The sequence below is a fragment of the Pseudoduganella sp. RAF19 genome, assembly GCF_052114165.1.
Classification (GTDB): Bacteria; Pseudomonadota; Gammaproteobacteria; order Burkholderiales; family Burkholderiaceae_D; genus Rugamonas.
In genome coordinates, this window is the sequence record NZ_JBFREF010000002.1 from 130878 (window position 1) to 155821 (window position 24944).

The following is a 24944-nucleotide window of genomic DNA, read 5'->3' on the forward strand; positions in this document are numbered from 1 at the left end:
TGGTACAGGAAAGCTCTGACGAAGTCCGAGAGCAACTTGCTGCACGCAACCCTTGGCCTGTCGGCCATCCGAACTGGGTCAGTAATCTTCAAACGGAATATCAACTAAACCGAAAATATCGTAAAAATACAATTCAAGTTTTGAATGAAGCATCAGTCCAGACCGAGGCGGAAATTAGATTTCTGGGTTTTGATTTCGAAGACGGATTCATTCCACGCAGAGGTTGGTATATTCTTTGCCATGGTTGCAGGGAACTAGTTCCGACGGCATGTTCTTATACCATGGGATGTCAATGCCGTGCAGTGGCTATATCGCCGGAGACCAGACAAATCCGACTACCACCTTTAGATAGATATTCAGTCGTCGAGTTAGTTGGGCGTGGCCCACTTAGCACCAATGGCTGAGCTTTTACTGGGGGACAAGACTAATGTATGCGAAGGTCCGCAAAGGGGTGCGGATTCAACCGGTCGACGCAACACACTGGTGAAATCGTTGAGCCGGCGTTTCGTAGTCTAGCGTTTTTCGCGGCCGTTCGTTTAGGCGATTAGCCACGGCATCCAGTTGCCCCTGAGAGTAATTCGACAGATCCAAGCCCTTAGGGAAATACTGCCTCAGCAGGCCATTAGTATTCTCGTTTGATCCACGCTGCCAAGGATTCTGCGGGTCGCAAAAATAGACTTGAATGTCGGTGGCCAGTTTGAAGCGCTTGTGATCAGCTAACTCCTTACCTCGATCCCACGTCAGCGACTTGTAGAGTTCCTGTGGCAGCTTCATGGCGTGCTGGATCAAGGCATTCACAACGGTTTCAGTATCTTTGCCCGTGACTTTCACCAGCATCACATAGCGCGTTTTGCGCTCAACCAATGTGACGATCTGGCTGTTATGGCTGCCGAATAGCAGGTCGCCTTCCCAATGCCCAGGCACGGCTCGATCTTCCGCTGTGGCTGGGCGTTCACTAATTGACACCGCATCGCTGATCCGGCCGTGATCCTCAGTCTTCATGGTGTGATGGCGAGAGCGGCGCATGGCCCTGGTGCGTCGCAAATGCTCAAGCAGTTCCTTCTTCAAGGCGCCACGAGCTTGGATATAGAGGCTGCGGTAGATTGTCTCGTGTGACACTTGATGCGCCTCATCGCCAGGGTAAGTGTGCTTGAGCCAACCGGCAATTTGCTCGGGAGACCACTGCAGTTGGAGTTTCTCGGCCACAATGTTAGCCAGCTCCAAGTTCACTGCCAGTCTACAGCGCTTCGGACACCTTGCTCGGTCCCAGGCACACCTGTCGGCTTGATGCGCGCGATAGCATGCCTGCCCACCGTTACGTTTGATTTCCCGACTGATCGTCGAAGGTGCTCTGCCAAGAAAAGCCGCGATGGACCGAAGGGATGCGCCCGCCACCAAGGAACGTGATATCTCTTCTCGTTCGGATGAGGTCAGTGCCAACCGGGAGCGGCACCGTTCAGCTGGGCGAATGCCACCGGTGACGGCCAGAATACCCTGTACCGATGAGTGACTTCGGCCAAACATTTGAGCGATATGCTGGAGAGAATCACCTTGCCGCCAGCGCTCCCACATCATTGCTCTCTGGCTTTCAGTGTAATGAATCCGGGGCTTGTTTTTCATCGCAACACTCCTCCTGCCAAAGCAGTTTATAGTGTTGCGTCGATCGGTTGAATCCGCAGGCGACAGCGGGCTTCTCATGCTCTAACTATATAGTGGTTGAAACAGTCGCCCGAATCGTCGTCGCGCTTATGCGAAAGTTGTAACGATGAACTCGATAAAGCTGGCTAGTTTTGGGGAAGGCCGTCGATCTGCGAGGTAGACCAGGTGCATGGGGCGTGCTGGCGTGTCGTAGTCTGACAAAACGCGCACTAGCCGTCCTGCCATCACATCGTCGCCGACCAGCACCGCCGGCTGCATGATGATGCCAAGGCCAGCGAGCGCGGCCATTCGAAGCGCTTGACCGTTGTTGGTAGTCATTTGGCCTTTCACGTGTACTTGCTCGGTTTGTCCTCCACGGCGCAACCGCCAGACATTCTTTTTGCCCCAATACGCAAATCCCAGACATTCGTGCGCCGTTAAATCCTGCAAGCTTTCCGGTTTTCCTCTGGATTCCAGATAAGCGGGCGCGGCGCACAGCCACATTTCATATGGGGCGAGGGTTTTGGCTATGAGTCCGGAGTCGGGCAGGGTGCCAATCCGGATTGCGGCTTCGTAACCCGATTCCACCAAATCGACTACCTGGTCCGATAACGTCAGGTCCAATTCGACTTGGGGATGTTGCCGCAGATAGTTCGCCATGGCGGTCGCCAGGCGCGCGCTGCCAAACGACACCGGGGCGTGGACTCGGAGCAAGCCGCGCGGGGCGGCGCGCATTTCGTCGGCGCAGGCGTCGGCCGCTGCGGCGTCAGCCAGCAACTGCTTACAGCGGTGGTAATAAATCTGGCCCACTTCGGTGAGCGATTGCTGGCGCGTGGTCCGGTTCAGCAAGCGGGCGCCGACACGCTCTTCGAGGAAGCGCACATGCTTGCCGACCATGGTGGCCGAGATGCCGAAGGCTCGCGCGGCCTCGGTGAAACTGCGCAAATCCACCGCGGCGACGAACACCGACATGCTGGTGAAACGATCAAGCATTACGCACCCTTGGTTTTAAGTGTTATCACTGGGTGCTAGTTTATCAATTGGGGATTCATTGCGATACTGGGGCCATGCGTAATTGACGCAGTCAGATCAAGGAGAAGCAAGATGTCAAACGTCAGTCCTCTTCGCCGCCGTGGCCTCGAATTGCTCGACCAACTTCACGGCTCCCATGCCGGCGCTGCAATGGTCGCCGAAATGCAGGAAATTTGCCCGCCGTTTGCGGACATGTCGATTGACTGGGCCATCGGCACGATCATGGATCGCCCCGGCCTGGACCTGAAGACGCGCGAACTGATCCTGGTCGCATCCTGTGTGACGCTGGGACATGCCTTACCTCAGCTGCGCGCTCACGCGGAAGCTGCGCTCAAGGTCGGCGCGACCAGGGAGCAAATCGTCGAAACTATTCTCCAACTGGTGTTTTACGCAGGCGGGCCTGCGGTACGGAATTCGCTGGTGTATTTGAAGGATGTGTTCGCGGGGGCCGATGCAAACGAGGGCATTGGGCGCTGATACCACCGGGGCAGGCCATTCACTGGTCTGAGAAACTACCCTTTGCCCGCCGGGCAAGTACCCGATCAAGCGCATTGGCGAAATTTTGGCGGTCGCCGTGGCTGAAGGCTGCCGGGCCGCCAGTATCAACGCCGGCACCGCGCAGCTCTTCCATGAACGCCCGCATGGTCAGTTGTTGAGCAATCGTATCCTTGGTGTACCACTCGCCACGAGGATTGAGGGGTAGGCCACCCTTTTCGAGCACCAGAGAAGCCAGCGGGATGTCTCCGGTCACGACAATATCGCCGGGGCTGACACGTGCAACGATTTCGGCGTCGGCGGCGTCTGCACCTGCCGGGACCTGGAGGGCACGGACATAGCGCGAGCCCGGGACGCGCATTAGCTGGTTTGCTACCAGGGTCACGCTAAGCTGCAATCGCTCTGCTACGCGGAACAAAATTTCCTTGATGACGGCGGGGCAGGCGTCCGCGTCGACCCAGATGTGCATGGTGAACATTCGACTTGATAAACAGGCCTACATTTTAGCCGGGATGTCCCTCACGTCGTCGTAACGTCGAAAGGGCGTAGACGTGACCGGCACGTCGAAAAGGGTGCCTTAGTGTCTAACGCGATGAAATCAGCGGCTTGTCGTAGATGCTGCCCTTGCACCGCAATTGCGCGCTGTCGGCCGACGCGCGGGTTGCTCCGAGCAGTTGAGGTACGCCTTTCGTCATGGCGGCATTCAGCAGGGTTTCCATGTAGCTGACCTTCTCCCCGGCGCTGAGGACGTTCCAGGCATACAGGCCGCTTTCGCCGCGCAGGTTGCCGATGGTGCTGCTTTGCTTCTGGATGACTTCCTTGATCACCTGCATGCTGGAGGCATCAATCAGGCGTAGTTTGACGTAGGCGAAGGGCGCGATGACTCCGTGGCCGGACTGGCGAGACTCGTCGTCTTTGATGCGGATGCCGTTGTCGAGATAGAAGCCCAGGCCTTCGATGCGACCGCGTTCCTCGGTTGACCGATTCAAGCGCACTTCAGATTCTGCGTTGAGTTTGGAAACGAGGATCAGGTGGCTGATGCCGCGCTCGGCCAGCAGGCTTTGAAGGTATTCCAACTCAGCCTTGTTGGCTGAGGGATTGTCGAACATGGCGTTCTGGGCCTGATAGAGCTTGCCGTCGAGCGTCAAGAGCATTGCGGTGGGCGTGGCGGGTTCTACTTGCTGCACCGCCTTGTTTGCCGCCTGCACGGTGATATCGTCAAACGCTGTGTTATTCAGCGGGATCAGATTGCGCCGCAGCTGTCCGACACGGGTACCGGACTGCGTAATGGCGTTGTACGTGGAAATGCTGTCGCCGGACAGGGACATGATGCCGAACTTGCGCGGCAAAGGCTCGGCGGCAAGCGCGGACAGGGACACTAATGCGGTGAGGGAAAAGGCGAGGGCACGCATTATTCTTCTCCTCTGGTCAGTGGCTAGCTAAAGCTTAGCCCCGGTCGCGGAGAACATTGACTGAAAATTGTTATCGGTTTGTATCGTCAGTGCGCGCGCGCCCAGGCCGATGGCGTCTGTCCGCAGCGGTGGCGGAAGCGGCGGGTGAAGTAGCTCGGGTCATCGTAGCCGACCAGCGACGCCACCTGGGCCAGCTGCAGCTCGCCTGCGAGAATCAGTGCCTGCGCGCGCTCCATCCTGCATTGCTCCACATACGTCATGGCGCTCACACCGACCGTGGCGCGGAACAGGCGCGCGAAGTGGAAGCGGCTTACGTTGGCCAGTCCCGCCAGGGTCGATAAATCGATCTCTTCATGCAAATGCGCATCGATAAATTCCTTGATACGAAGCAATGCGCGCGGGGCCAGGCGGTGCGGGTGGGCGTAAGCCATGGAAACGATCTCCTTGCAGCAAGGAAGTGCCAGAAGTAAGCAATAGAGTACCACTCGACTTTGGGTTCAGGAAAGATAATCAATGGACACACAACCAAAAGATGAAGGGGATCATCGATGAGCTACGTCCTGAATATCAATGGCAAACCCCAGACTGTCGATGTCGACGGCGACACCCCGCTGTTGTGGGTGCTGCGAGACGTCCTGCACATGACGGGCACCAAGTTCGGCTGCGGCATGGCGCTGTGCGGCGCCTGCACCRTGCACCTCAATGGCCAGCCGATCCGATCCTGTAGCACGCCGGTCGAGTCGATCGGCAAAGGCAAGATCACCACGATTGAGGCGATCAGCAATACGGCCGTCGGCAAGCGGGTGCAGCAAGCCTGGGTGGCGCATGACGTGCCGCAATGCGGCTACTGCCAGTCCGGCCAGATCATGAGCGCGACCGCGCTCCTGGCCTCCAATCCCAAGCCATCGGATGAGGACATCGAGAACGCGATGTCCGGCAATATCTGCCGCTGCGGCACCTATTCGCGCATTCGCGCTGCCATCAAGACCGCCTCAGGCGCCGCTTAAGGAGGAACAGAATGAATGCTCCGACTGAATTCAGCGCATCCCGCCGCCACTTCATGCAAGCCAGCCTGGGCGCCGCCGGTGGCCTGGTGCTGTCCTTCTATCTTCCGGACGCCCGCGCGGTGGCGGCCGATTTCAAGCCCAACGCCTTCATCACCGTCCATCCGAACGGACGGGTGACCATGACCATGCCGTATGTGGAAATGGGGCAGGGCACTTACACTTCGATTCCCATCATCCTTGCCGATGAGCTGGAAGTGGACCTGAACAAGATCGACTGGGCACACGCGCCTGCCGATCCGGCCTACAAGCACGGCATGTTCGGCGTGCAGCTGACCGGCGCGTCAGCCAGCGTACGCGCTGCCTGGAAGCCTTTGCGCGAGGCGGGCGCGACGGCGCGCGTGATGCTGGTGCAGGCCGCCGCCGACCAATGGAAGGTGTCGCCTGACACCTGCAAGGCGGCGAACGGCGAAGTGGTGCACACGCCCAGCGGGCGCAAGCTGGCCTACGGTGCACTCGCCGCAAAGGCGGCCGGCGTGACGGTGCCGAAAGATGTGCCGCTGAAGACCGCAAACTTCACCCACATCGGCAAACCCGCCAAACGCCTGGACGTGCCGCCCAAGTGCAATGGCACGGCCAAGTTCGGCATCGATGCGCAAGTGCCCAACATGAAGATCGCTGCGGTCAAAGCCTGCCCTGTGTTTGGCGGCAAGCTGGCCTCGGTCAACGACAGCAAGGCGCTGGCCGTGAAAGGCGTCCGTAAAGTGGTCAAGCTGGACGACGCCGTCGCCGTGATCGCCGACCACAACGGCGCCGCGCGCAAAGGCCTGGCTGCGCTCGAAATCACGTGGGATGAAGGCCCGAACGCCAAGTTCAACAACGCGGAATGGGAAAAAGTGCTGGAAGAAACCGCGCGCAAGAAAGGCCTCATGCACGTCAACGAAGGCGACTTTGGAAAAGCCGCCGCAGCCGGCAAGACGGTGGACGCGGTTTACTTCGCGCCGTTCCTGGCGCACGCCACGATGGAGCCGATGAACTGCACGGCGCTGGTAAAGAACGGCAAGGTCGATATCTGGACCGGCACGCAAACGCCCGAACGCGCCCAGCTCTTCGTCGCCAAGGCCCTGAACGTGGAGCCGAAACAGGTGACGATCAATAACTTCCTGCTGGGCGGCGGCTTCGGACGCAGGCTGGATGTCGATTACATCGTTCAGGCCGCCCAGATTGCCAGGCAGGTCGATTTCCCGGTCAAGCTGATCTGGAGCCGCGAAGAAGACATGGCCCACGACTACTACCGTCCGTTCTATCGCGACGAGCTGTCGATGGCCTTCGACGCGCAAGGCAAGCCGGTGGGCTTCCGTCACCGCCTGGTCGGCTCAGCGATTGAAGCACGCTATGCGCCGGCCTGGATGGCGAATGGCATCGACACCGATGCCATCGACGCTTCGGAAAGCCCCTATGGCTTTGAGCACCGCCACATCGAATATCAACCCGTTGAAACGGCCGTGCCGACCGGTTTCTGGCGCGGCGTTGGACCGACCCACAATACCTTCGTGATCGAAAGCTTTATCGATGAGGCGGCGCTGGCGGCCAATCAGGACCCGCTCAGCTTCCGTCAGGCCTTGTTGACCAAGAACCCGCGCGCGCTCGCCGTGCTGAACCTGGCCACGCAAAAGGCGGGCTGGGGCAAGAAGATGGAGCCTGGCAGCGGCATGGGTCTGGCGGTGTGCCAGGCCTGGGGCAGCTGGGCATGCTCGGTGGTCGAATGTGCGGTGAATGCGGACGGCCAGATCAAGCTGAAAAAGGTGACCACGGCGGTCGATTGTGGACAGGTCATTCACCCGGACGGCGTGCTGGCGCAGACCGAGAGCGGCCATGTCTACGGCCTCACCGCGGCCCTGTACGGCAAGCTGACGCTGGAAAACGGCCGCATCATGCAGAGCAATTTCCACGATTACCAGATCCTGCGCATGAACGAGGCGCCGCCGATGGAAGTCCATGTGGTGCCAAGTACCGAATCGCCTGGCGGCATGGGCGAACTGGGGACTGCGGTTATCCAGCCGGCATTGGCCAATGCGGTGTTTGCAGCGACCGGCAAGCGCCTGCGCCGCACGCCGTTTGAGGCGGACCAGCTCAAGCGTACTTAGGGCATTGCCGTCCCGCGGGGCGGCGTTATAATCCTCCCCAATATTCAAGCGGGTCTGTTGGGGAGGTAATTGAATGGCAATGGTCGAGTGCACCAGCCTCGCGCCTGCCTGGCTATGCGGGCAGCGCGATGTGCTGCTGTACCTGGTGCCGTCGTTCGCGCTGGCACTGGTGATCCGCCGTCTCTCCGCAGTCCATCCCGTCTTCTTCCTGTTCCGGCTGGCTGGCACCATCTGCCATGAGTTCGCGCATTTCCTGGTCGGTTTGCTGACCGGCGCCAGGCCGGCGGCTTTCACCATCATTCCAAGACGGGTAGGACGGGGCTGGGAACTGGGTTCCGTGTCGCTGACCCGCGTGCGCTGGTATAACGCGGCCCCGGCCGCCCTGGCGCCTTTCCTGATTGCGGCATTGCCGGTTTGGGTGGCCGTGCTGCGCACCCGGCCCGGCTGGCATTTCGAGCCGCTCGACATGCTGCTGGCGCTGCTGGTGGCGCCGCAATTCCTGGCCTGCTGGCCATCCGCGGTGGACTGGAAGATTGCACTGCGCTCCTGGCCCTATCTTGTCATCATTGCCGCTTTACTATGGTGGCTTTAAGACGGCCCTAAGGTAAAACCCGGAAACTGCTGCTCTGTACGGGGTATTCCTGCGTTTCATCATGTAGAATAAAGATGAAGCCCCTCGTGGCATCTTTTTGTATATACGTTCGGAGCAAGCCGATGAAGAAGCAAATGCTGTTGGCCATCATGTCCCTCGCAATCGCGTCCGCTTATGCGGCGCAGGACAAGACGGCAGACACGCCGATCAAGCCCGCCGCCCAACAAGGGCAAGCTGCCCTGTGGGCATCCCGTGTGCTGCCGCGCTACCACTACAAGGCAACGCCTCTGGACGATGCGATGTCGGAGAAAATCTTCGACCGCTATCTGAAGTCGCTGGACGGCGAAAAGCTGTTCCTGACTCAGGCCGATATCGACCAGTTCGCGCCTTACCGCACCAAGCTGGATGACGCCATCGTCAGCGAGAATCTGACCATCCCGTTCCAGATGTATAACGTGTACCAGCAGCACTTCGTTGAGCGCATGGCTTATGCACGTGAACTGCTCAAGACCAAATTTGACTTCACCGTCGACGAGAGCTATCAGTTCGACCGCGAAAAAGCCGAATGGCCAAAGAACGAAGCCGAGATCAAGGATCTGTGGCGCAAGCGCGTGAAGAACGACTGGCTGCGCCTGAAGCTGGCCGGCAAGGACGACAAGGCCATCCGCGAAACGCTGGACAAGCGCTACGAGAACTACGTCACCCGTTCCAAGAAGCTGAACAACGAAGACGTGTTCCAGATCTTCATGAACGCGTATGCGATGTCGATCGAGCCGCACACCAACTACCTCGGCCCGCGCGCTTCCGAGAACTTTGATATCGCGATGCGCCTGTCGCTGGAAGGCATTGGCGCCGTGCTGCAGCCGCGTGACGAATACACCGTGATCCGCGAAATCGTGCCGGGCAGCCCGGCGGGCCTGTCGGGCAAACTGAAGGTCGGCGACCGCATCATTGGCGTGGGCCAGGGCGAGTCCGGCCCGTTCACCGACGTGCTGGGCTGGCGTATCGACGATGTCGTGGCGCAGATCCGTGGCGCCAAGGACTCCACGGTGCGCCTGCAGGTACTGCCTGCCGATGCCGGTCCGGACGGCAAGCCGTTCGTGCTGCCGCTGATCCGCAAGAAAATCAGCATGGAAGAGCAGTCCGCCAAGAAGACCATCATGGAAGTGAAGGATGGCGTAGCCAAGCATCGCATCGGTGTGATCTCGCTGCCGACCTTCTACCAGGACTTCGAAGCGCGCCGCAAAGGCGACAAGGAATTCAAGAGCGCGACCCGCGACGTAGCCCGTCTGCTGGGCGAGATGAAGAAGGACAAGGTTGAGAGCGTGCTGATCGACCTGCGCAATAACGGCGGCGGTTCGCTGAACGAGGCGGTCGAACTGACCGGCCTGTTCATCGATCGCGGCCCGGTGGTGCAGCAGCGCAATGCCGAAGGCAAGGTCGAGGTCGAAAGCGACAACGTGCCGGGCCTGGCCTGGGACGGTCCGGTCGGCGTGCTGATCAACCGCGGTTCGGCTTCTGCATCCGAGATCTTTGCCGCTGCAATCCAGGATTACGGCCGTGGTCTGATCATCGGTGAGCCCAGCTTCGGCAAGGGCACCGTGCAGACCCTGGTGAACCTGGACCGCTTCGGCCAATCCGATAAAGCCCGCTACGGCGAGCTGAAGATGACGATCGCCCAGTTCTTCCGTATCAACGGCGGCACCACCCAGTTGCGCGGCGTGACGCCGGACATCAAGCTGCCTTACGTCAGCGATGCGGAATCCTTCGGCGAGTCCAGCTACGACAATGCGCTGCCGTACACCCAGATCAAGCCAGCCGTCTACATTCCGGCGGGCGAGCTGAAGGAAGTGATTCCGCTGCTGGACAAGAAGCACGAAGCCCGTGTGTCGAAGGACAAGGACTTCCAGTACCTGCTGGAAGACATCGCCTACGTGAAGAAGCAGCGCAAGGAAAACCTGATCTCGCTGAACGAAACGGCCCGCCGCAAGGAACGCGACCAGCAGGAAGCGCGTGCCAAGCTGCGCGAGCAGCGTCTGGCAGCAGGCCCATCGCCGGACGATCCGGTGACCGTGCCTGATCCGAAAGATGCGCTGAACAAGGCGATTTCGGCCAAGCCGGCCAATCCGCGTGCGGCTCAGCGCCAAGCGCAGTCGGTGAAGGGCGCGATCCGCACGGATGACGGCTTGCAGGCGGATGAGCGCAAGCTGTCCGATGAGCTGGATGCCGAGAAAGCTGCCAAAAATGCAAAAGACGTGCTGCTGAACGAGTCCGTCCACATTCTGGCGGACGAAGTTGGCTTGCTGAAAACGGACACGCGCATGGCATCCCGAGTATTGCCGTACGCCACTGATAAGTGACGAGGAGACATTCGCGGTACTTATATCTAGTATTCCTACAAAAAACTAGACATATATGCCGCGGCGCAGCATAATTGCACCTGTCTCCTCTATTCTCCTCCAAGGAATAGATTCAGCCCGCTCCCTGAGCGGGCTTTTTTTTTATCCCTGCCCCTTGCCGGGGCGAAGGCGCCTTTGGTGACACTGATAGCGGACGGTACAATGCTGTCATGCGTAATTCGACAACATTGAAATTGGCCGCGATAGCCGCGGTAGTGGCGGCTGCCGGTGGTGGCTACGTATGGTATGCGGCGAAGCCGGGCGGACCGCGTCCGGTGGAAGTGCCGAAGCTGTTTAAGCCTGCCGTGGCGGTGACGCAGAAGTTCTGGGCGGCTCACGTGCGCACCGTGGCCGAGGATGGCCTGGCCGATCCTTATGGCGTGGCGGTCGATGAGAAAGGCAATGTGTTTGTGGCCGACGGCGGCGACAGCAATCGCATCATCGTGCTGGCGGCGGACGGCAGCCGGCATGTGCTGGCAGGTGGTGCCGAGGGTTTCAAGGATGGCGTTGGCGCGCAGGTGTCGTTCAATACGCCTTCCGGCCTGGCGCTGGACCGCAAGGGGAATTTGTATGTGGCCGATACGGGCAATCACGCAATCCGCAAAGTTGCGCCGGATGGTACGGTGACCACCCTGGCTGGTAGTGGTGTTGCTGGCGCGGCGGACGGCAAGGGCGCGCAGGCGCAGTTCAATGGTCCGGTTGGCGTGGCGGTGGATGTGGAAGGCGTGGTGTATGTGGCCGATACCTATAATGACCGCGTGCGCAAGATTTTGCCGGACGGGACGGTGTCCACGCTGGTTGGCGGCCGCCTGCCGGGCTTTGCCGATGGCGTCGGCGCGGCGGCGCTCTTCGATACGCCGACCGGGATTGCGGTCATGAAGGATGGCACGATTGTGGTGGCCGACGCCCGTAACCATGCCTTGCGCCGCGTTGGCGCGGACGGCGCGGTGACTACGATTGCTTCGGCACCGGATGAGGAACGCAATGCGATCTTGCGCCGTCCCGTGGCATTGTCGGCGACCCAGGATGGCTATCTGTATATAGCAACCAATGCGAAGGGACGCGTGCTGCAGCTGACGCCTTCCGGCGAACTGGCCGCGCTGACTGATGCCGACCACGCGCCGAATCCGGCCATCGGCGCCGAAGGCAACGTGCACTTGTTCGGACCCCGCGGCCTCGCTGTCGCGCGCGACGGCAGCGTGATCGTCACCGATGCCACCGCCCAGCGCATCGTTCGCCTGTCGCAAGAAACGCCGCTCGCGCCCGCCGCGAACGCGGCGCAAACCGGCGCAGCGCCGACTAGCGGCCCAGCCGACGGTAACACTTCCGGTGCAGTCGGCGCCGCTCCGGGCGCCGCGCAGAGCGGTGCACACCCCCAGGGAGGCGCGATTAGTACGGCCAATGCGGCAACGGTTGGCGCGGGGCTCGCAAGTGGCGGCGCTCAGATGGCTGCGTCGGACGCCGCGGGGGCGATGCCTGCTGCTGCAGGCGCGGTTCCGCGTGCAGCCACGGGCCGCAAGATGATGCCCTGGCCGGTGATGCCGCAGGATGAGCCGCATGAGGTGGTGGGTCTGATGGGCGAGGTGAGGGGAAGCTATGACGGTGAAAATCGCGATCACTTCCATGCCGGCCTTGACGTGCAAGCGCCGATCGGCACGCCGGTGCACGTGATCGAAAATGCCAAGGTCATCGACCCTCTGGCCAACTGGGCTTTCGGCAGCACAGGTGAAGGCATCAACCTCGGTACAGTGGACTACATCCACATGCGCGTCGGCCGCAACGCCAAAGACAAACCGCTGGACGCCAGATTCCAGCTGCTGAAAGACGAGCATGGCAAACCCGAGCGGGTGCGCGTGCAGCGCGGCACAAGGTTCGCGGTGGGCGACACGCTGGGCACCGTCAACAAGATGGCGCACGTGCACCTCGACTACTTCGAGCGCGGCATGTTAATCAATCCGCTCACGCTGCCATTCCCCGGCATCCAAGACACCATCGCGCCGGAGATCAACAGCATCACGCTGCTCGACCCGCAGGAAAAGCGTTTGCCGCAGAAGAAAGGCCAGCGTCTGCACGTGGCGCGCTCACTGGGCGCAGTGACCGTGGTGGTGGACGCCTTCGACCAGATGGACGGCAACCAGGCTCGACGCCGCCTGGGCCTGTACCAGCTTGGCTACCAGATCCTGCAAGACGACAAACCGCTGAAAGGCTTCGAAAAGCCGGTCATCACGCAGACCTACAACAAGCTGCCCCGTGATCGTGAAGCGGTAAAAGTCGTGTACGCGCCGAACAGCGGCATCACCGTATATGGCAGCAAGGCCACGCACTTCGCGTATGCACTGAACAGCACGMTGATCAACGGCGAAGTCACGCCGGGCGTGTGGAAGGTGGCCGATCTGAAGCCGGGCGATTACACGCTGCGTATTTACGCCGCCGATTTCGCGGGCAATACCGCGAAATCGGGGCGCGATCTGCAGCTGACGATCGAGTGATTACTGGATAGTAGTGCGGCGTCCGGACACATTGCGCTGCGCGGGATTGCCGGACACCTGGATGCCGCCCGAGCCGTTGCCATGCGCATCGACTTTCTGCGACACCCAGGCCGTAATGCCGCCCGAACCGGAGCTGGACAGATTCGCCACCTCCGCATGCAGTTCGGACAGATACACGCCGCCCGAACCCTGGGTCTGCACATCCAGACGATGAACCGCGCCGCGTGCATAGAAACCGCCCGAACCCGTGCTGTTCACGCGCAGCGCATCGCCGCGCAGCGTACCCAGATCGATGCGGCCCGAGCCCACCATATTCACGTTCGCGGTACGCGACTCCAGGCCATCGCCGCTGAAGGAACCGGAGCCGGTGTGATCGAGGTTCAGGTCATCCAGCCGGCCGTGCATCGCCACCCGGCCTGAGCCCGTGTGCGACACACGCAGCGCCCCGCCATTCAAGCCATTCACATCCACCTGCACCGAGCCGGTGGAGGCCAGCTCGCGCAGGCGCGGCACGGTCAGCAGCACGCGGATCGGCGCACCGCTACGCAGGTCTTCATCGGTCGAGATGCGCAGGGTGTCGCCATCGAGATCGGTATGCACATAAGGCAGCAGATTGCTGTCGCCTTCCACGGTCAGCGTGGAGGCGCCGCCCACACGCACGTCCACTTCCATGTCGACGCGGCGGCGGTTCTCGATACGCACGGCCACGACACTGTTCGCGCTACGCGTTTCGGTAGCGCTGGAACCATTGCCCTGAATGGATGAGCTGGAAGACCAGCGATAGTCGGCTTTACCGTCGGGCACCACGATTACGCAGCCGGCGAGGGCGAGGACGGCAGCAAAAGTCAGGGTCAGGCGCATTTTTATTCCTTGTTATCCAGGTTGAGATATAGGAATGCTAATGAGCTGTTGCCTGTTGTGCGGGGGAATTGCGACGAACGGTCGTTATGAGGGGGCGAACTGCAGAAAAACATTGAACATGGGCACGGCCGCTTGATATTATGAAATAGCTGGCTTCGTGTGGCCGGCCCGGCCGGGTTCGCCCTGCTGAGAAAGAATAAAGTTAATACCCCGAATCACCGCCGGCGATAGGCCATTGCCGGCGGTTTTTTTTGTGCTTCAGGATTTCACGAACTCCAGCAGATCCGCATTGACGCGCTCCTTGTGCGTGTCGGTCAGGCCGTGTGGCGCGCCTTCATACACGATCAGTCTGGCGTGCGTCACAATCCTGGCTGAGGCGCGGCCGGCGGCGTCGATCGGCACGATCTGGTCGCCATCGCCGTGAATGATCAGGGTCGGCTTATCGAACTTCTTCAGGTCGTCGCGGAAGTCCGTTTGCGAGAAGGCCTTGATCGAGTCATAGGTGTTCTTGTGGCCGCCCATCATGCCCTGCATCCACCACGACTGAATGATGCCTTGCGACGGCTTGGCGCCCGGCCGGTTGTAGCTGTAGAAGGGACCGGAAGCAATATCCAGGTACAGCTGCGAACGGTCTTTCTCGGAACCGGCGCGAATGCCGTCGAAGACTTCCACTGGCAAGCCGCCGGGGTTATCGGCAGTCTTCACCATCAGCGGCGGCACGGCCGAAATCAGGCCCAACTTGGCGATGCGTCCTGTGCCATGGCGGCCCACATAACGCGCCACTTCACCACCTCCGGTCGAGAAGCCGAACAGGATCACATTCTTCAAATCCAGCGCCTCGATCAATTGGGCCAGGTCGTCGGCGTAGTGGTCCATATCATTGCCATCCCAGGGCTGGCTGGAACGGCCATGGCCGCGGCGGTCGTGCGCGATGACCCGGTAGCCATGGTTCGCCAGGAAGAACATTTGCGACTCCCAGCTGTCCGAGCTGAGGGGCCAGCCGTGGCTGAACACGATGGGCTGGGCGTCTTTCGGGCCCCAATCTTTGTAGTAAATCTCTACGCCGTCTTTGGTGGTGAAGTACATGATTGATCCTTTCAAGGCTATGTTAGAGTGCAAGTTGCTGTTTGAAAAAAGCGTCGGTGCGGCTGTTTGCGAGCTTTGCGTCGTGATCGTCGTAATGGTTGCCGCCGGGACGGGCAAAGGCATGATTGCGGCCCGGGTAGCTGTACAGCGCGACGTTCGGTTTGCCGGCCACTGAGGCTTTGATAGCGGCCTGCGCGTCCTTGTTGATGTATTCGTCTTCTTCGGCCAGGTGATACATCATCGGGGCCTTGATCTGCGGCGCTTCGGATACGTATTTCTCGGTGCCGCCGCCGTAGTAGGCGACGAAGGCATCGGCATCGGCGTCGATGCGCGCGGCGCTCATGAAAGTCAGCAGGCCGCCGAGGCAGTAGCCCGTCACGCCAACCTTGCCGTTGCCGCCTTCGATCTTGCGGGCTGCGGCGACGGTGGCCGCGATGTCCTGCACGCCTTTGTCGAAGTCGAAAGCACTGTAGAGAGCGAATCCTTTGGCCCAGTCGGCTTCCCTGGACTCGGACATGTCTAACCCTGGCTCGGCACGCCAGAACAGATCCGGGCAGACGGCGATGAAACCTTTGGCGGCGTAGTCGTCAGCGATACTCCGAATGCCGGCATTGACGCCAAAGATTTCCTGCAGCACGACCAGCACGGGGTAGGTGCCCGGCTTGGCGGGCCGTGCTACGTAGCACTGGAAATTGCCGTCGGGCGTGGAGATGGTCAGGCTCATGATGTGCTCCTTGTGGTTGTGTGTTTTGGTGAACTCACTTTAGAACTTGCTGGCGCTGGCGGGAACGCCCAAGCCTGCAAGGCCGTTTTGCAGAAATGCAGGGTCAACATGACGAGCGACTTCGACTGGAACGACATTCCGCTGATCCTCGCCCTGGCGCGCTGCGGCAGCATGAGCGCGACCGGCCGCGAACTGGGCGTGGACGCCTCCACCATCAGCCGCCGCATTGCCGCAGCCGAGAAGGCGCTGAACCTGCGCCTGTTCATCCGCGATAACACCCGCTATCAGCTGACCAGCGCGGGCCGCGTCTTCGTCGAGTACGGCGAGGCGGTATATGGCAATGTGCAGAGCATGCTGCTGGCGTCGTCGCAGGAGGCCGATGCGATCGGGGGCCTGGTACGCATTACCGCCATCGACTTCCTGCTGAATTTCTGGCTGACGCCCGCGCTGGCGGGCTTGCTGTCCGAGCATCCGGCGCTCGATGTGCAACTGCTGGGCGATAACCAGAACATGTCCTTCATGCGCGGCGAGGCCGACTTCGCCTTGCGCCTGGCGCAGCCCACTGAAGATGCGGCACTTTTGATGCGCAAACTGGGTGAGATTGGCTGGGCCGTTTTCGGTGCGCCGCGCTTCGTGGACACGCCGCCGGCGCAGTGGGGCAGCCAGCCGTGGATCGCCTATGATGCCTCGCTGTCCCATTTGCCCGAGATGCGCTGGCTGGACAGTCTGGCGCCGCAGCCGCGGATTGCCTTGCGCGTCAACAGCCTGGCCACCATGACCCAGGCTTGCCGCGCCGGCCTGGGGCTGGCGCTGCTGCCGTGCCTGATCGATGGCGATCCCGCGCTGGTGCGCCTGAGCGGCGCGGAAGTGCGGCGCGAGCTGTGGCTGCTGAGCCATCGGGATGCGGCCTCGATCGGGCGCTTCAAGACCGTGGCCGGCTGGCTCATCAGCCTGTTTGCCGACAATCGCCATAAACTCTGCGGTTCCTGAGAGGAAAACTGCTGTACAATCTTTTGGAACGATCGTGCTTTTTTGTTTGAGCACGAAAAAAACCAAGGAGACAGCATGGATTTGAACTATTCCGCTGCCGATGAGGCTTTCCGCGCCGAAGTGCGCGCCTTCCTCGAAGCGAATTTGCCCGCCGATCTGCAGCAGAAGGTGCGCCAGCACAAGCGTCTGGCGAAAGAAGACTATGTGCGCTGGCACAAGATCGCCGCCAAACAAGGCTGGGCAGCACCTGCCTGGCCGGCCGAATTCGGAGGTCCGGGCTGGAATGCGACCCAGCGCCACATCTGGGAAGAGGAATGCGCCCGCGCCGGCACCCCGCCCATCCTGCCGTTTGGCGTGAACATGGTGGCGCCGGTCATCATGGCTTTCGGTAACGAGGAGCAGAAGGCGCACTACCTGCCACGCATCCTGAATTGCGACGACTGGTGGTGCCAGGGATATTCCGAGCCGGGTTCCGGTTCCGACCTTGCCTCACTGAAGACTACCGCGGAACGCCAGGGCGACCACTACATCGTCAACGGCCAGAAGACCTGGACCACGCTGGGCCAGCACGCCGACATGATCTTCTGCCTGGTGCGCACCGATCCAGGCGTGCGCAAGCAGGAGGGCATTTCCTTCCTGCTGATCGATATGAAAACGCCGGGTATCACCGTGCGCCCGATCATCATGCTGGATGAAGAGCATGAAGTGAACGAGGTCTTCTTCGACAACGTGAAGGTGCCGGTGTCGAACCTGATCGGCAAGGAGAACAAAGGCTGGACGTACGCCAAATACCTGCTGGGCCATGAGCGTACCGGCATTGCGGCGGTGGGGCGCTCCAAGCGCGAGCTGCAATTCCTGAAACAGCTGGCCATGCGCCAGCAGCGCAACGGCAAGCCGCTGCTGGAGGACCCGCTGTTCGGCGCCAAGGTGGCAAATCTCGAAATCGAACTGATGGCGCTGGAAGTGACCGTGCTGCGTACCATCGCGCAGGAGCACCAGGGGCCGGGTCCGCAGGCGTCCGTGCTGAAAGTGCGCGGTTCCGAGATCCAGCAGATGTTGACGGAGCTGATGCTGGAAGCGGCCGGCCCGGAAGCGCTGCCTTTTGACCCGGAATATCTGGAGGGCCGCAGCGAGCATGCGGTCGCGGGCGACGACGCTGCCGCGCCGCTGGCGGGCTACTACTTCAACTTCCGCAAGACCTCCATTTACGGCGGTTCGAACGAGATTCAGAAAAACATCATCACCCAGATGATTCTGGGACTGTAAGGGGACGGCATGGATTTCACTTTCAAGGAAGAGCAGCAGCAATTCGCTGATGCGCTGCGTCGCTGGATCGACAAGGACTACGGCTTTGAAGCACGCCGCAAGATTATCCATTCCGATGCCGGCGTGTCCGACGCAGCCTGGTCGCAGCTGGTCGAATTGGGCATGACTGCGCTGCCGGTGCCGGAAGCGCAGGGCGGCTTTGATGGCAGTGCCGTGGACATGATGGTGGTGATGCAGGAGCTGGGGCGGGGCCTGGTGGTTGAACCTTATTTTGCGACGATGCTGGGTGCGCAGTTCCTCAAACTGGCCGGCGGCCAGGAGGCCTTGCTGGAGCAGGTCGCCAGCGGTTCGCTGAAGCTGGCCTGCGCACTGGGCGAGCAGCAATCGCGCTACGATCTGGCTGATGTCGCGACCATGGCCTCGCCATCGCATACGATTACCGGCACCAAGACTGTCGTGGTGCACGGCGGACAGGCGGGCGCATTCATCGTTTCGGCCCGCACGCGCGGCGCGCAGCGCGAGCGCGAAGGAATTGCGCTGTATGTCGTGCAGCGCGATGCCGCAGGTGTGACGGTCACCGATTACCGTACGCTGGATGGGCAGCGCGCCGCAACCGTACGCTTCGATGGCGCGCAAGCGACGCCATTGCGCGGCGGCTGGGATGTGCTGGAAGCGGCTGCCGATTACGGCAACACGCTGCTGTGTGCTGAAGCGATAGGCGCGATGGATGCGATCTTCGCCGCGACGCTGGAATATCTGAAAACGCGCAAGCAGTTTGGCGTGCCGATCGGCCAGTTTCAGGCGCTGCAGCATCGCATGGCGGATATGTTCATCCATCTGGAACAGGCGCGCTCGATGGCGATGCTGGCGGCGGTAAAAGTGTCGTCGGACGATGCGGAAGAGCGCCGCCGCGTGGCGTCGGCTGCCAAGGTGCGTGTGGGGCAGGCGGCCAAGTTCGTCGGCCAGCAGGCAGTGCAGCTGCACGGCGGCATGGGCGTGACCGACGAGCTGCCGGCAGCACACCACTTCAAGCGTCTGACCATGATCGGCCTTACCCTGGGCGATGTGGACCACCACCTTGAACGGTTCGCACACGAGCCGGGATTCACGGCGGGTCAATGACCCGCCCTACGTCGCCGGCGTTCGGTGGGTGGTAATTCATCGCATTTGGTGGCCGGCGCTGCGTGACCGGCGGACTCGCACGGCTGTCTGGCGTAGGGCGGATCATCGATCCGCCGGGCAGTCACGCGGCGCTGTAGCGGTCGCGGCCTGATTCCTTGGCTTCGTACAGTTCCCGGTCCGCAGCGCGGATCAGGATTTCGGGCGACAATCCATCGCCCGGCGCCAGCGTGGCCGCGCCGATGCTGACGGTGACGATATCGCTCACCGTCGACATGCGGTGCGGTATCGCCAGCCGCCGCACCTCAAGCAGAATACGCTGCGCCACCGTCTCCGCGCCGGACGCCTCCACGTTCGGCAGCAGCACCACGAATTCCTCGCCGCCGTAGCGCGCCAGCATATCCGGCGGACGTCCCGCGCAGTGCCGCATGGCGTTGGCGACCTGCTGCAGGCAATGGTCGCCGGCCTGGTGGCCATACGCATCGTTGTAATTCTTGAAGTGATCGATGTCGATCATGATCACCGACAGTGGCGTGCCTGAGCGCACGCAGCGCCGCCATTCGTTGTCGAAAGCGTCGTTGAAGCTGCGGCGGTTGGCGATGCCGGTGAGGGCATCAGTCAGCGTCAGCTCACGCATGGCGTCGGACTGGCGCTTCAACGTGAGATGGGTGCGCACGCGCGCCTTGACCACGGCCATGTTGAACGGTTTGGTGATGAAGTCCACGGCGCCCGCTTCCAGTGCGCGCGTTTCGTGTTCCGGCGTGGTGAGGGCGGTGACGAAGATGATGGGAATGTCCTGCGCGCCGGGCGATGCACGCAGCGCGGCGCAGACTTCGTAGCCGTCCAGGCCGGGCATGACGGCATCAAGCAGGATCAGGTCCGGCTGCTGGTCATGCGCCAACTGTAGGGCTTTTTCGCCGTTCAGCGCGAACAGCAGCTCATGCTCTTCGCCCAGCACATGGCTCAGCATCTGGATGTTTTCGGTGGCGTCATCCACGATCAGGATGCGCCCATTGCGCGCCTGGTCGTCCCAGCTCATGCCCATTCCCTCCGTTTCAACATTTCCTTCACCAGATGTTCGGCGGCGGTGAAGTCGAGCGTGTCGATGGCTTCGGCCAGCGCGGGCGCCAGATCGGGACATTCCCGTTTGAGCGGTGCATGCAGGGATTTGAAGCTGGCGACCGCGCGCATATTGCTGTTGCGGAGCAGGGAGAGCAGCTCGGCCAGCGCGGCGTTCAAATCCGGCTCCGCTGCCGAGGCGACACTTGTTTCGCCGGGTTCGGGCAGGGCGCGGGCGGTGGTGATGACGGTGGTGATGGCGTCATCCAATGCGGTCAGCAGCGACGCCAGGGCGTCGTCCTGACCATCCGCCAGCGCGGCCTGGGCTTCGGCGCTCAGATCGGCGATCTCCCGCGCGCCCAGGTTGGCCGCGACGCCATGCACGCGGTGCAGCGCTTGGCCAGCGGCGTGGCGCTTGTCCAGTTCCAGCAGGCTGCGTACCTCGCTCACCGTAGCGCCCTGCGAGCGCTCGAAGCGTTTCAGCAGGACGACGAAGGCGGGAAAGTTGCCGTTCATCCGGCCCAGCGCGGCATGCAGATCAATGCCCGCCAGCTCCACCGGCAGCGCACCGCTGCCGTCCTGCGCGTGCGGCGCGTCAGTCTGGGCCGTCTGCAGCGATGGCAAGGATCGCCGGGCGCTCAGCGCGTGCGACGGCTGCGAGGATTGCGACGGCGGCGACGAGTACGACGGCGGCGACGAGTGCTGCGAGTGCGAAAGCTGAGACGGCTGAGACCTGTGCGACGGCGACGACGAGTGCGACGGCTGCAACGAGTGCGACGACTGTGGCGGGCGCGGCGCCGGCGGCATACTGTCGCCGTGCGGGGCGCAATCTCTGTGCACGGCGCTGCCGCTGCGCGGGGTGGCAAGGCGGGTGAGGGTGGCGATCAGTTCGTCGACGTCGATCGGCTTGGCGATATGCGCATTCACGCCCGCGGCCATGGCGCGCATGCGGTCTTCCTGCATCGCATTGGCGGTCATGGCGATAATCGGCAAGCGATCGAGACTCAGCGCGCGGATGGCGGCAGTGGCTTCGTAGCCGTTCATTACCGGCATCTGCAAATCCATCAGCACCGCGTCCGCACGGTCCGGACGCGCGCGCAGCATGTCCACCGCAATCTCGCCATTAGACGCGGTTTCAACCTGCGCATTTGCATGCTGCAGAATATAGCGCGCCATCTCCTGATTGATCTCATTGTCCTCGACCAGCAGCACGCGCATGCCCGCCAGCCGCCCGGCCAAAGGCGTCTGCGTGGCTTGCTGCATGGCCGGCGCGACGCCCGTCAGCGCCTCCAGTGCGGCAGCGCGCAGCTGACCCGGCGTGCATGGCTTGGCCAGCACAGTGGCGATCTGCAGGCTGTCAACCAGCGGACGCAGATCGTCCGCCGCCTGCTCGGACGCCATCATGATCACCGGCGGCAGATTCAGGCCCGCAATGCCGCGTGCCTCGACCAGCATCTCGATGCCATCCACCTCCGGCATGGCATTGTCAACGATAAGCAGATCCAGTTTCTGCTGATGGCTATGCAAGGTATGCAGGCAATGCAGACCTTCCGCTGCGCTGGCTGCCGTCCACACTGCCCATCCCAGAGTATCGCCCGCGTGCTCCAGTGCATGCAGTACGCTGCGGTTGTTATCGACCACCAGCACATGCAGCCCGCACAGAGCCGACGGCACATCGGCCGGCGGCACGCCCGGTGCGCACAGCAGCGGACACACGAAGCGGAAAGTCGATCCCTGGCCAGGTGTGCTCTGCACGCTGATCACGCCGCCCATCAGATCGACCAGGCGGCGCGAAATCGCCAGTCCCAGGCCGGTGCCGCCATAGCGCCGGCTTGTGCTGCTATCGCCTTGCGAGAAGGCGTCGAACATGCGCAGCTGCTGCTCCGGCGCGATGCCGATACCCGTATCGTGCACATAGAATTCCAGCGTGATGCGCGGCCCGTCGCGGCCAGCGTCGCGCACGCCCAGCACCACCTCGCCACGCTCCGTAAACTTGACGGCATTGCTCATCAAATTCAGCAGGACCTGATGCAGCCGCATGGCGTCGCCCACCAATTCGGCCGGCAGGCCGGGCGCGATGTCGAACACCGGCTCCACGCCCTTATCCCAGGCGCTGCCCGCCACGAGCATGGCGGTGCCGGCCAGCAGCTGTTCGAGATTGAAGCGCGCCTGTTCCAGCCGCAGCTGGCCGGCCTCGATCTTGGAAAAGTCCAGCACATCGTTCACCACGCCCAGCAGGGACTTGGTCGCCATCTGGATCTTGCCGACGTAGCCGCGCTCGCGCCGTTCCAGCGGCGCCTCTTCCAGCAGCCGCGCCAGGCCGATGATGGCATTCATCGGCGTGCGGATTTCGTGGCTCATATTGGCCACAAACTCGCTCTTGGCGCTGCTGGCCGCCTCCGCGCGGTCGCGGGCGCGCACCAGCTGTTCGTTGAGTTCCTGCAGGCGCTGCTCGCCACGTTTAAGTTCCGTCACGTCCGAGGCCAGCGCATAGAAGCCACGTACCTTGCCTTGTTCGTCGGCGTCCGGAATCAGGTTGATCCATGCGTAGCGCACATCTCCACTGGGCAGCGCGATTTCGCGGGCGAAGTTTTGCGGTGCGCCGTCCAGCACGGCCTCCAGCTGCGGCTGGATCTGGTCGACCAGGAAGGCCGGCAGTACGGCGGACATCGGCGCGCCCAGCACTTCCTCTTGCGTCTTGCGGAACCAGTCGAGGAAGAACTGATTGGCGAAGCGGCAGCGCAGCTCCGCATCCCAGTAGGCCACGATGCCCGGCAGATTGTCGGTGACCGTGCGCAGGAAGGCGGTGGTGCGTTCGGCGCGCTGCGATGCGCTCAGCAAAGCCGCTTCGGCGCGCTTGCGTTCAGTGATATCGACCGAGATGCCCAGCAGGTGCGTGGCGGTGCCCCACTCGTCGCGCAGCGCGACCTTGCGCGTGGTGAGCCAGCGCGCCTCGCCGTCGCCGGAGCGTACCTCTTCTTCGCGGATCTGCATCTCTGCGCTGGAGGCCAGCACCTGGCTGTCCGTTTCCCTGAAACCGGTCGCCATCTCGGCCGGGAAGATCTCTTCGTCGCGCTTGCCCAGCACCGCCTCGCGCGGACGGCCAAGGAAAAGCTCCCCGTGCCGGTTCAGCAGCTCGTAGCGCCTGCTCTCCGCTTCCTTCACGAACACCACGGCCGGCATATTTTCCAGTACGGATTTGAACAGCTGCTTGGATTGATGCAGTTCTGCTTCGGCGGCCTTCTGTTCCGTCATATCGACCAGCAGGCCGGTGATGCCCACCATGCGCTCGTCCGCACCGAATACGGGGTGGTAGCTGGCGGCAAAATGGCTTTCGCGTTCCGGTCGCCCGGCAGCCTTGCCGCTGAATTCAACGCCGGTGACGGGGCGGCCCGTGTCGAGTACGCGGCCGTAGGCATCATTGATGGAGGCCAGCAAGCGGCGGTCCTTGATCAGCTCATCGAAGCGGTAGCCCAGGTGCTYGCTGACGGGAATGCCGTTCAGCGCCGCGAGAAAATCGTTCACCATCAAAATGCGCAAGCGCGTGTCGACAAAGCTCAGGCCCACCGGAGCCGAGGCGCAAATCGTTTCCAGCAGGGCGTTGGAATCTTCCAGTTGGCGGGTGCGTTCCTGCACCAGTTGCTCCAGATCCTGGCGATGCCGCGCCAGCGCCTGTTCCAGCTGCTGTAGGGCCTGCGCCACTTCATGCGCCTCCTGGAAGGCCATCGGCGGCAGGATGAGTGGCGCGCCATCGGCCAACGCCTGCGCGGGCTGGCTCAGGGCGCGGATAGAGCGGCCAAGGCGGCCTCCGACGCGCCACGCAAACACGAAGCCCGCCAGTACCAGTGCCGCCAGCGCTGCGGTCAGCGCCGCCAGTTCGCCGCTGCTGCCGCCGAAGGCTGGCGTGACGGGCAGGGCTACCGTGATCGACCAGGCGCTATCCGGCGCCGTGCGGTAGGCGATTTTCACCAGCGTTTGCTGGCCGGTAGCTTCACCCTTGCTGAGCGCGATGATCTGATCCTTCGCGTCGAACAAGGTGGCGGATAATTCACGCGGCAAGGGCTGCTCGGTCAGCAGTGTGTCCAGCAAGCCGGCCGGCAGCAGCATGCTGACTGCCAGCACTGGCTTGCCTTCGCGGCTGATGGGCACATCCAGCGAGAAACCGGACGGCATGCGGGTGAGGGTAGTGCGGCCGCTGGCGAACAAGGCTTGCAGGCGGCGCGCATTGGCGGCGCGCGGCAAACCCTGATTGGTGGTGGCCAGCACCTGGCCGGTGGCGTCGCTCAGCAAGACCTGCTGGGCCGGGAAGCCCGGCCGCAGCTGGGCCGACGCCTGGCTGTGAAAGCCCGCGTAATCGCCGGACTTCATGCCCGGCGCAGCCGCCAGCGATATTGCAGCGGTTTCCACCGCCTGTAGCTGGCGATCCAGCGAGACGGCAACAGCGCGCGCCAGCCGCTGCTGATCGGCGGTGTTATCTGCGGTGGAAAAATGGAGAAAGAAGACGATCGCGCCGACCAGGGCAGGCAAGGCGCATGCCGCCACCAGCAGCGTGATCTGCGAACGTATCGACGGCAAAGGTTTGCTGGCTTCGTCCTGCACTACACATCCTTTCGGAATAGTGGCTGCAGGAC

19 protein-coding genes are annotated in these 24944 nt (G+C 62.0%); 9 read left to right on the forward strand and 10 right to left on the reverse strand.

All coding sequences use genetic code 11. The features are described 5' to 3' along the window. Window positions 1-459 precede the first annotated feature (459 nt). Window positions 460-1620: an IS30 family transposase gene (locus AB4Z19_RS05285; protein ID WP_442029060.1), complete on the reverse strand. Its 1161-nt coding sequence runs from the start codon at window positions 1618-1620 to the stop codon at window positions 460-462. Between the two features lie 126 nt (window positions 1621-1746). Next, window positions 1747-2631 carry a LysR family transcriptional regulator gene (locus AB4Z19_RS05290; protein ID WP_442029061.1) on the reverse strand — a complete coding sequence of 295 codons (885 nt, stop codon included), beginning with the start codon at window positions 2629-2631 and terminating at the stop codon, window positions 1747-1749. A 111-nt stretch (window positions 2632-2742) separates the two neighbouring features. Here AB4Z19_RS05290 and AB4Z19_RS05295 point away from each other — a divergent pair, with 111 nt between their 5' ends. Continuing rightward, on the forward strand, window positions 2743-3147 hold the full coding sequence (locus AB4Z19_RS05295) for a carboxymuconolactone decarboxylase family protein (RefSeq protein WP_442029062.1): 405 nt from the start codon (window positions 2743-2745) through the stop codon (window positions 3145-3147). 19 nt (window positions 3148-3166) lie between these two features. On the opposite strand, the gene AB4Z19_RS05300 is transcribed toward AB4Z19_RS05295, so the two are convergent. The 3 genes from AB4Z19_RS05300 to AB4Z19_RS05310 form a co-directional block, all read right to left on the reverse strand. Continuing rightward, window positions 3167-3634, reverse strand: coding sequence for a YaiI/YqxD family protein (locus tag AB4Z19_RS05300; protein ID WP_442034923.1), 468 nt, complete (start codon window positions 3632-3634; stop codon window positions 3167-3169). Window positions 3635-3749: 115 nt separating this feature from the next. Then, window positions 3750-4577, reverse strand: coding sequence for a hypothetical protein (locus AB4Z19_RS05305; protein WP_442024723.1), 828 nt, complete (start codon window positions 4575-4577; stop codon window positions 3750-3752). Window positions 4578-4663: 86 nt separating this feature from the next. After that, the gene (locus AB4Z19_RS05310; protein ID WP_442024725.1) at window positions 4664-5008 is read right to left on the reverse strand and encodes a helix-turn-helix transcriptional regulator; all 345 of its coding nucleotides are present in this window, start codon (window positions 5006-5008) and stop codon (window positions 4664-4666) included. A 117-nt stretch (window positions 5009-5125) separates the two neighbouring features. Here AB4Z19_RS05310 and AB4Z19_RS05315 point away from each other — a divergent pair, with 117 nt between their 5' ends. The 5 genes from AB4Z19_RS05315 to AB4Z19_RS05335 all read left to right on the forward strand — a co-directional run bounded on the left by AB4Z19_RS05315 (window position 5126) and on the right by AB4Z19_RS05335 (window position 13208). Further along, window positions 5126-5584 (forward strand): (2Fe-2S)-binding protein, encoded by a 459-nt coding sequence (locus tag AB4Z19_RS05315; RefSeq protein WP_442034545.1) that lies wholly within the window; start codon window positions 5126-5128, stop codon window positions 5582-5584. 11 nt (window positions 5585-5595) lie between these two features. Continuing rightward, a complete protein-coding gene (locus AB4Z19_RS05320) occupies window positions 5596-7728 on the forward strand; it encodes a molybdopterin cofactor-binding domain-containing protein (RefSeq protein ID WP_442024729.1) in 2133 nt (710 codons plus the stop codon). A gap of 73 nt (window positions 7729-7801) precedes the next feature. Beyond that, window positions 7802-8320 (forward strand): hypothetical protein, encoded by a 519-nt coding sequence (locus AB4Z19_RS05325; protein ID WP_442024731.1) that lies wholly within the window; start codon window positions 7802-7804, stop codon window positions 8318-8320. 122 nt (window positions 8321-8442) lie between these two features. Next, entirely contained in the window at window positions 8443-10680 is a 2238-nt protein-coding gene (locus AB4Z19_RS05330; RefSeq protein ID WP_442034547.1) for a carboxy terminal-processing peptidase, read from the forward strand. A gap of 209 nt (window positions 10681-10889) precedes the next feature. Continuing rightward, complete coding sequence (locus tag AB4Z19_RS05335; RefSeq protein ID WP_442034548.1) at window positions 10890-13208, forward strand: gluconolaconase; 2319 nt, start codon at window positions 10890-10892, stop codon at window positions 13206-13208. Here AB4Z19_RS05335 and AB4Z19_RS05340 read toward each other — a convergent pair whose 3' ends face one another. From AB4Z19_RS05340 to AB4Z19_RS05350, 3 genes are all read right to left on the reverse strand, one after another. Then, window positions 13209-14069 carry a GIN domain-containing protein gene (locus AB4Z19_RS05340; protein ID WP_442024737.1) on the reverse strand — a complete coding sequence of 287 codons (861 nt, stop codon included), beginning with the start codon at window positions 14067-14069 and terminating at the stop codon, window positions 13209-13211. A 258-nt stretch (window positions 14070-14327) separates the two neighbouring features. After that, entirely contained in the window at window positions 14328-15155 is an 828-nt protein-coding gene (locus AB4Z19_RS05345; RefSeq protein ID WP_442034550.1) for an alpha/beta fold hydrolase, read from the reverse strand. 22 nt (window positions 15156-15177) lie between these two features. After that, the gene (locus tag AB4Z19_RS05350; RefSeq protein ID WP_442024785.1) at window positions 15178-15879 is read right to left on the reverse strand and encodes a dienelactone hydrolase family protein; all 702 of its coding nucleotides are present in this window, start codon (window positions 15877-15879) and stop codon (window positions 15178-15180) included. Window positions 15880-15987: 108 nt separating this feature from the next. Here AB4Z19_RS05350 and AB4Z19_RS05355 point away from each other — a divergent pair, with 108 nt between their 5' ends. From AB4Z19_RS05355 to AB4Z19_RS05365, 3 genes are all read left to right on the forward strand, one after another. Then, window positions 15988-16869: a LysR family transcriptional regulator gene (locus AB4Z19_RS05355; RefSeq protein ID WP_442024787.1), complete on the forward strand. Its 882-nt coding sequence runs from the start codon at window positions 15988-15990 to the stop codon at window positions 16867-16869. A gap of 75 nt (window positions 16870-16944) precedes the next feature. Continuing rightward, on the forward strand, window positions 16945-18135 hold the full coding sequence (locus tag AB4Z19_RS05360; RefSeq protein WP_442024789.1) for an acyl-CoA dehydrogenase family protein: 1191 nt from the start codon (window positions 16945-16947) through the stop codon (window positions 18133-18135). Window positions 18136-18144: 9 nt separating this feature from the next. After that, window positions 18145-19257: an acyl-CoA dehydrogenase family protein gene (locus AB4Z19_RS05365; protein WP_442034552.1), complete on the forward strand. Its 1113-nt coding sequence runs from the start codon at window positions 18145-18147 to the stop codon at window positions 19255-19257. A 121-nt stretch (window positions 19258-19378) separates the two neighbouring features. On the opposite strand, the gene AB4Z19_RS05370 is transcribed toward AB4Z19_RS05365, so the two are convergent. Then, complete coding sequence (locus tag AB4Z19_RS05370; protein WP_442034554.1) at window positions 19379-20293, reverse strand: diguanylate cyclase domain-containing protein; 915 nt, start codon at window positions 20291-20293, stop codon at window positions 19379-19381. Further along, window positions 20290-24912, reverse strand: coding sequence for a PAS domain-containing protein (locus AB4Z19_RS05375; RefSeq protein ID WP_442034556.1), 4623 nt, complete (start codon window positions 24910-24912; stop codon window positions 20290-20292). Before AB4Z19_RS05375 ends, AB4Z19_RS05370 begins: the two co-directional genes overlap by 4 nt. Window positions 24913-24944: the final 32 nt, after the last annotated feature.

What these genes read in the sequence shown, in the direction of transcription:
- AB4Z19_RS05285 (WP_442029060.1), bottom strand. Translation starts at nt 1,620, where the DNA reads ATGAAAAACAAGCCCCGGATTCATTACACTGAAAGCCAGAGAGCAATG.
- AB4Z19_RS05290 (WP_442029061.1), bottom strand. Translation starts at nt 2,631, where the DNA reads ATGCTTGATCGTTTCACCAGCATGTCGGTGTTCGTCGCCGCGGTGGAT.
- AB4Z19_RS05295 (WP_442029062.1), top strand. Translation starts at nt 2,743, where the DNA reads ATGTCAAACGTCAGTCCTCTTCGCCGCCGTGGCCTCGAATTGCTCGAC.
- AB4Z19_RS05300 (WP_442034923.1), bottom strand. Translation starts at nt 3,634, where the DNA reads ATGCACATCTGGGTCGACGCGGACGCCTGCCCCGCCGTCATCAAGGAA.
- AB4Z19_RS05305 (WP_442024723.1), bottom strand. Translation starts at nt 4,577, where the DNA reads ATGCGTGCCCTCGCCTTTTCCCTCACCGCATTAGTGTCCCTGTCCGCG.
- AB4Z19_RS05310 (WP_442024725.1), bottom strand. Translation starts at nt 5,008, where the DNA reads ATGGCTTACGCCCACCCGCACCGCCTGGCCCCGCGCGCATTGCTTCGT.
- AB4Z19_RS05320 (WP_442024729.1), top strand. Translation starts at nt 5,596, where the DNA reads ATGAATGCTCCGACTGAATTCAGCGCATCCCGCCGCCACTTCATGCAA.
- AB4Z19_RS05325 (WP_442024731.1), top strand. Translation starts at nt 7,802, where the DNA reads ATGGCAATGGTCGAGTGCACCAGCCTCGCGCCTGCCTGGCTATGCGGG.
- AB4Z19_RS05330 (WP_442034547.1), top strand. Translation starts at nt 8,443, where the DNA reads ATGAAGAAGCAAATGCTGTTGGCCATCATGTCCCTCGCAATCGCGTCC.
- AB4Z19_RS05340 (WP_442024737.1), bottom strand. Translation starts at nt 14,069, where the DNA reads ATGCGCCTGACCCTGACTTTTGCTGCCGTCCTCGCCCTCGCCGGCTGC.
- AB4Z19_RS05345 (WP_442034550.1), bottom strand. Translation starts at nt 15,155, where the DNA reads ATGTACTTCACCACCAAAGACGGCGTAGAGATTTACTACAAAGATTGG.
- AB4Z19_RS05350 (WP_442024785.1), bottom strand. Translation starts at nt 15,879, where the DNA reads ATGAGCCTGACCATCTCCACGCCCGACGGCAATTTCCAGTGCTACGTA.
- AB4Z19_RS05355 (WP_442024787.1), top strand. Translation starts at nt 15,988, where the DNA reads ATGACGAGCGACTTCGACTGGAACGACATTCCGCTGATCCTCGCCCTG.
- AB4Z19_RS05360 (WP_442024789.1), top strand. Translation starts at nt 16,945, where the DNA reads ATGGATTTGAACTATTCCGCTGCCGATGAGGCTTTCCGCGCCGAAGTG.
- AB4Z19_RS05365 (WP_442034552.1), top strand. Translation starts at nt 18,145, where the DNA reads ATGGATTTCACTTTCAAGGAAGAGCAGCAGCAATTCGCTGATGCGCTG.
- AB4Z19_RS05370 (WP_442034554.1), bottom strand. Translation starts at nt 20,293, where the DNA reads ATGAGCTGGGACGACCAGGCGCGCAATGGGCGCATCCTGATCGTGGAT.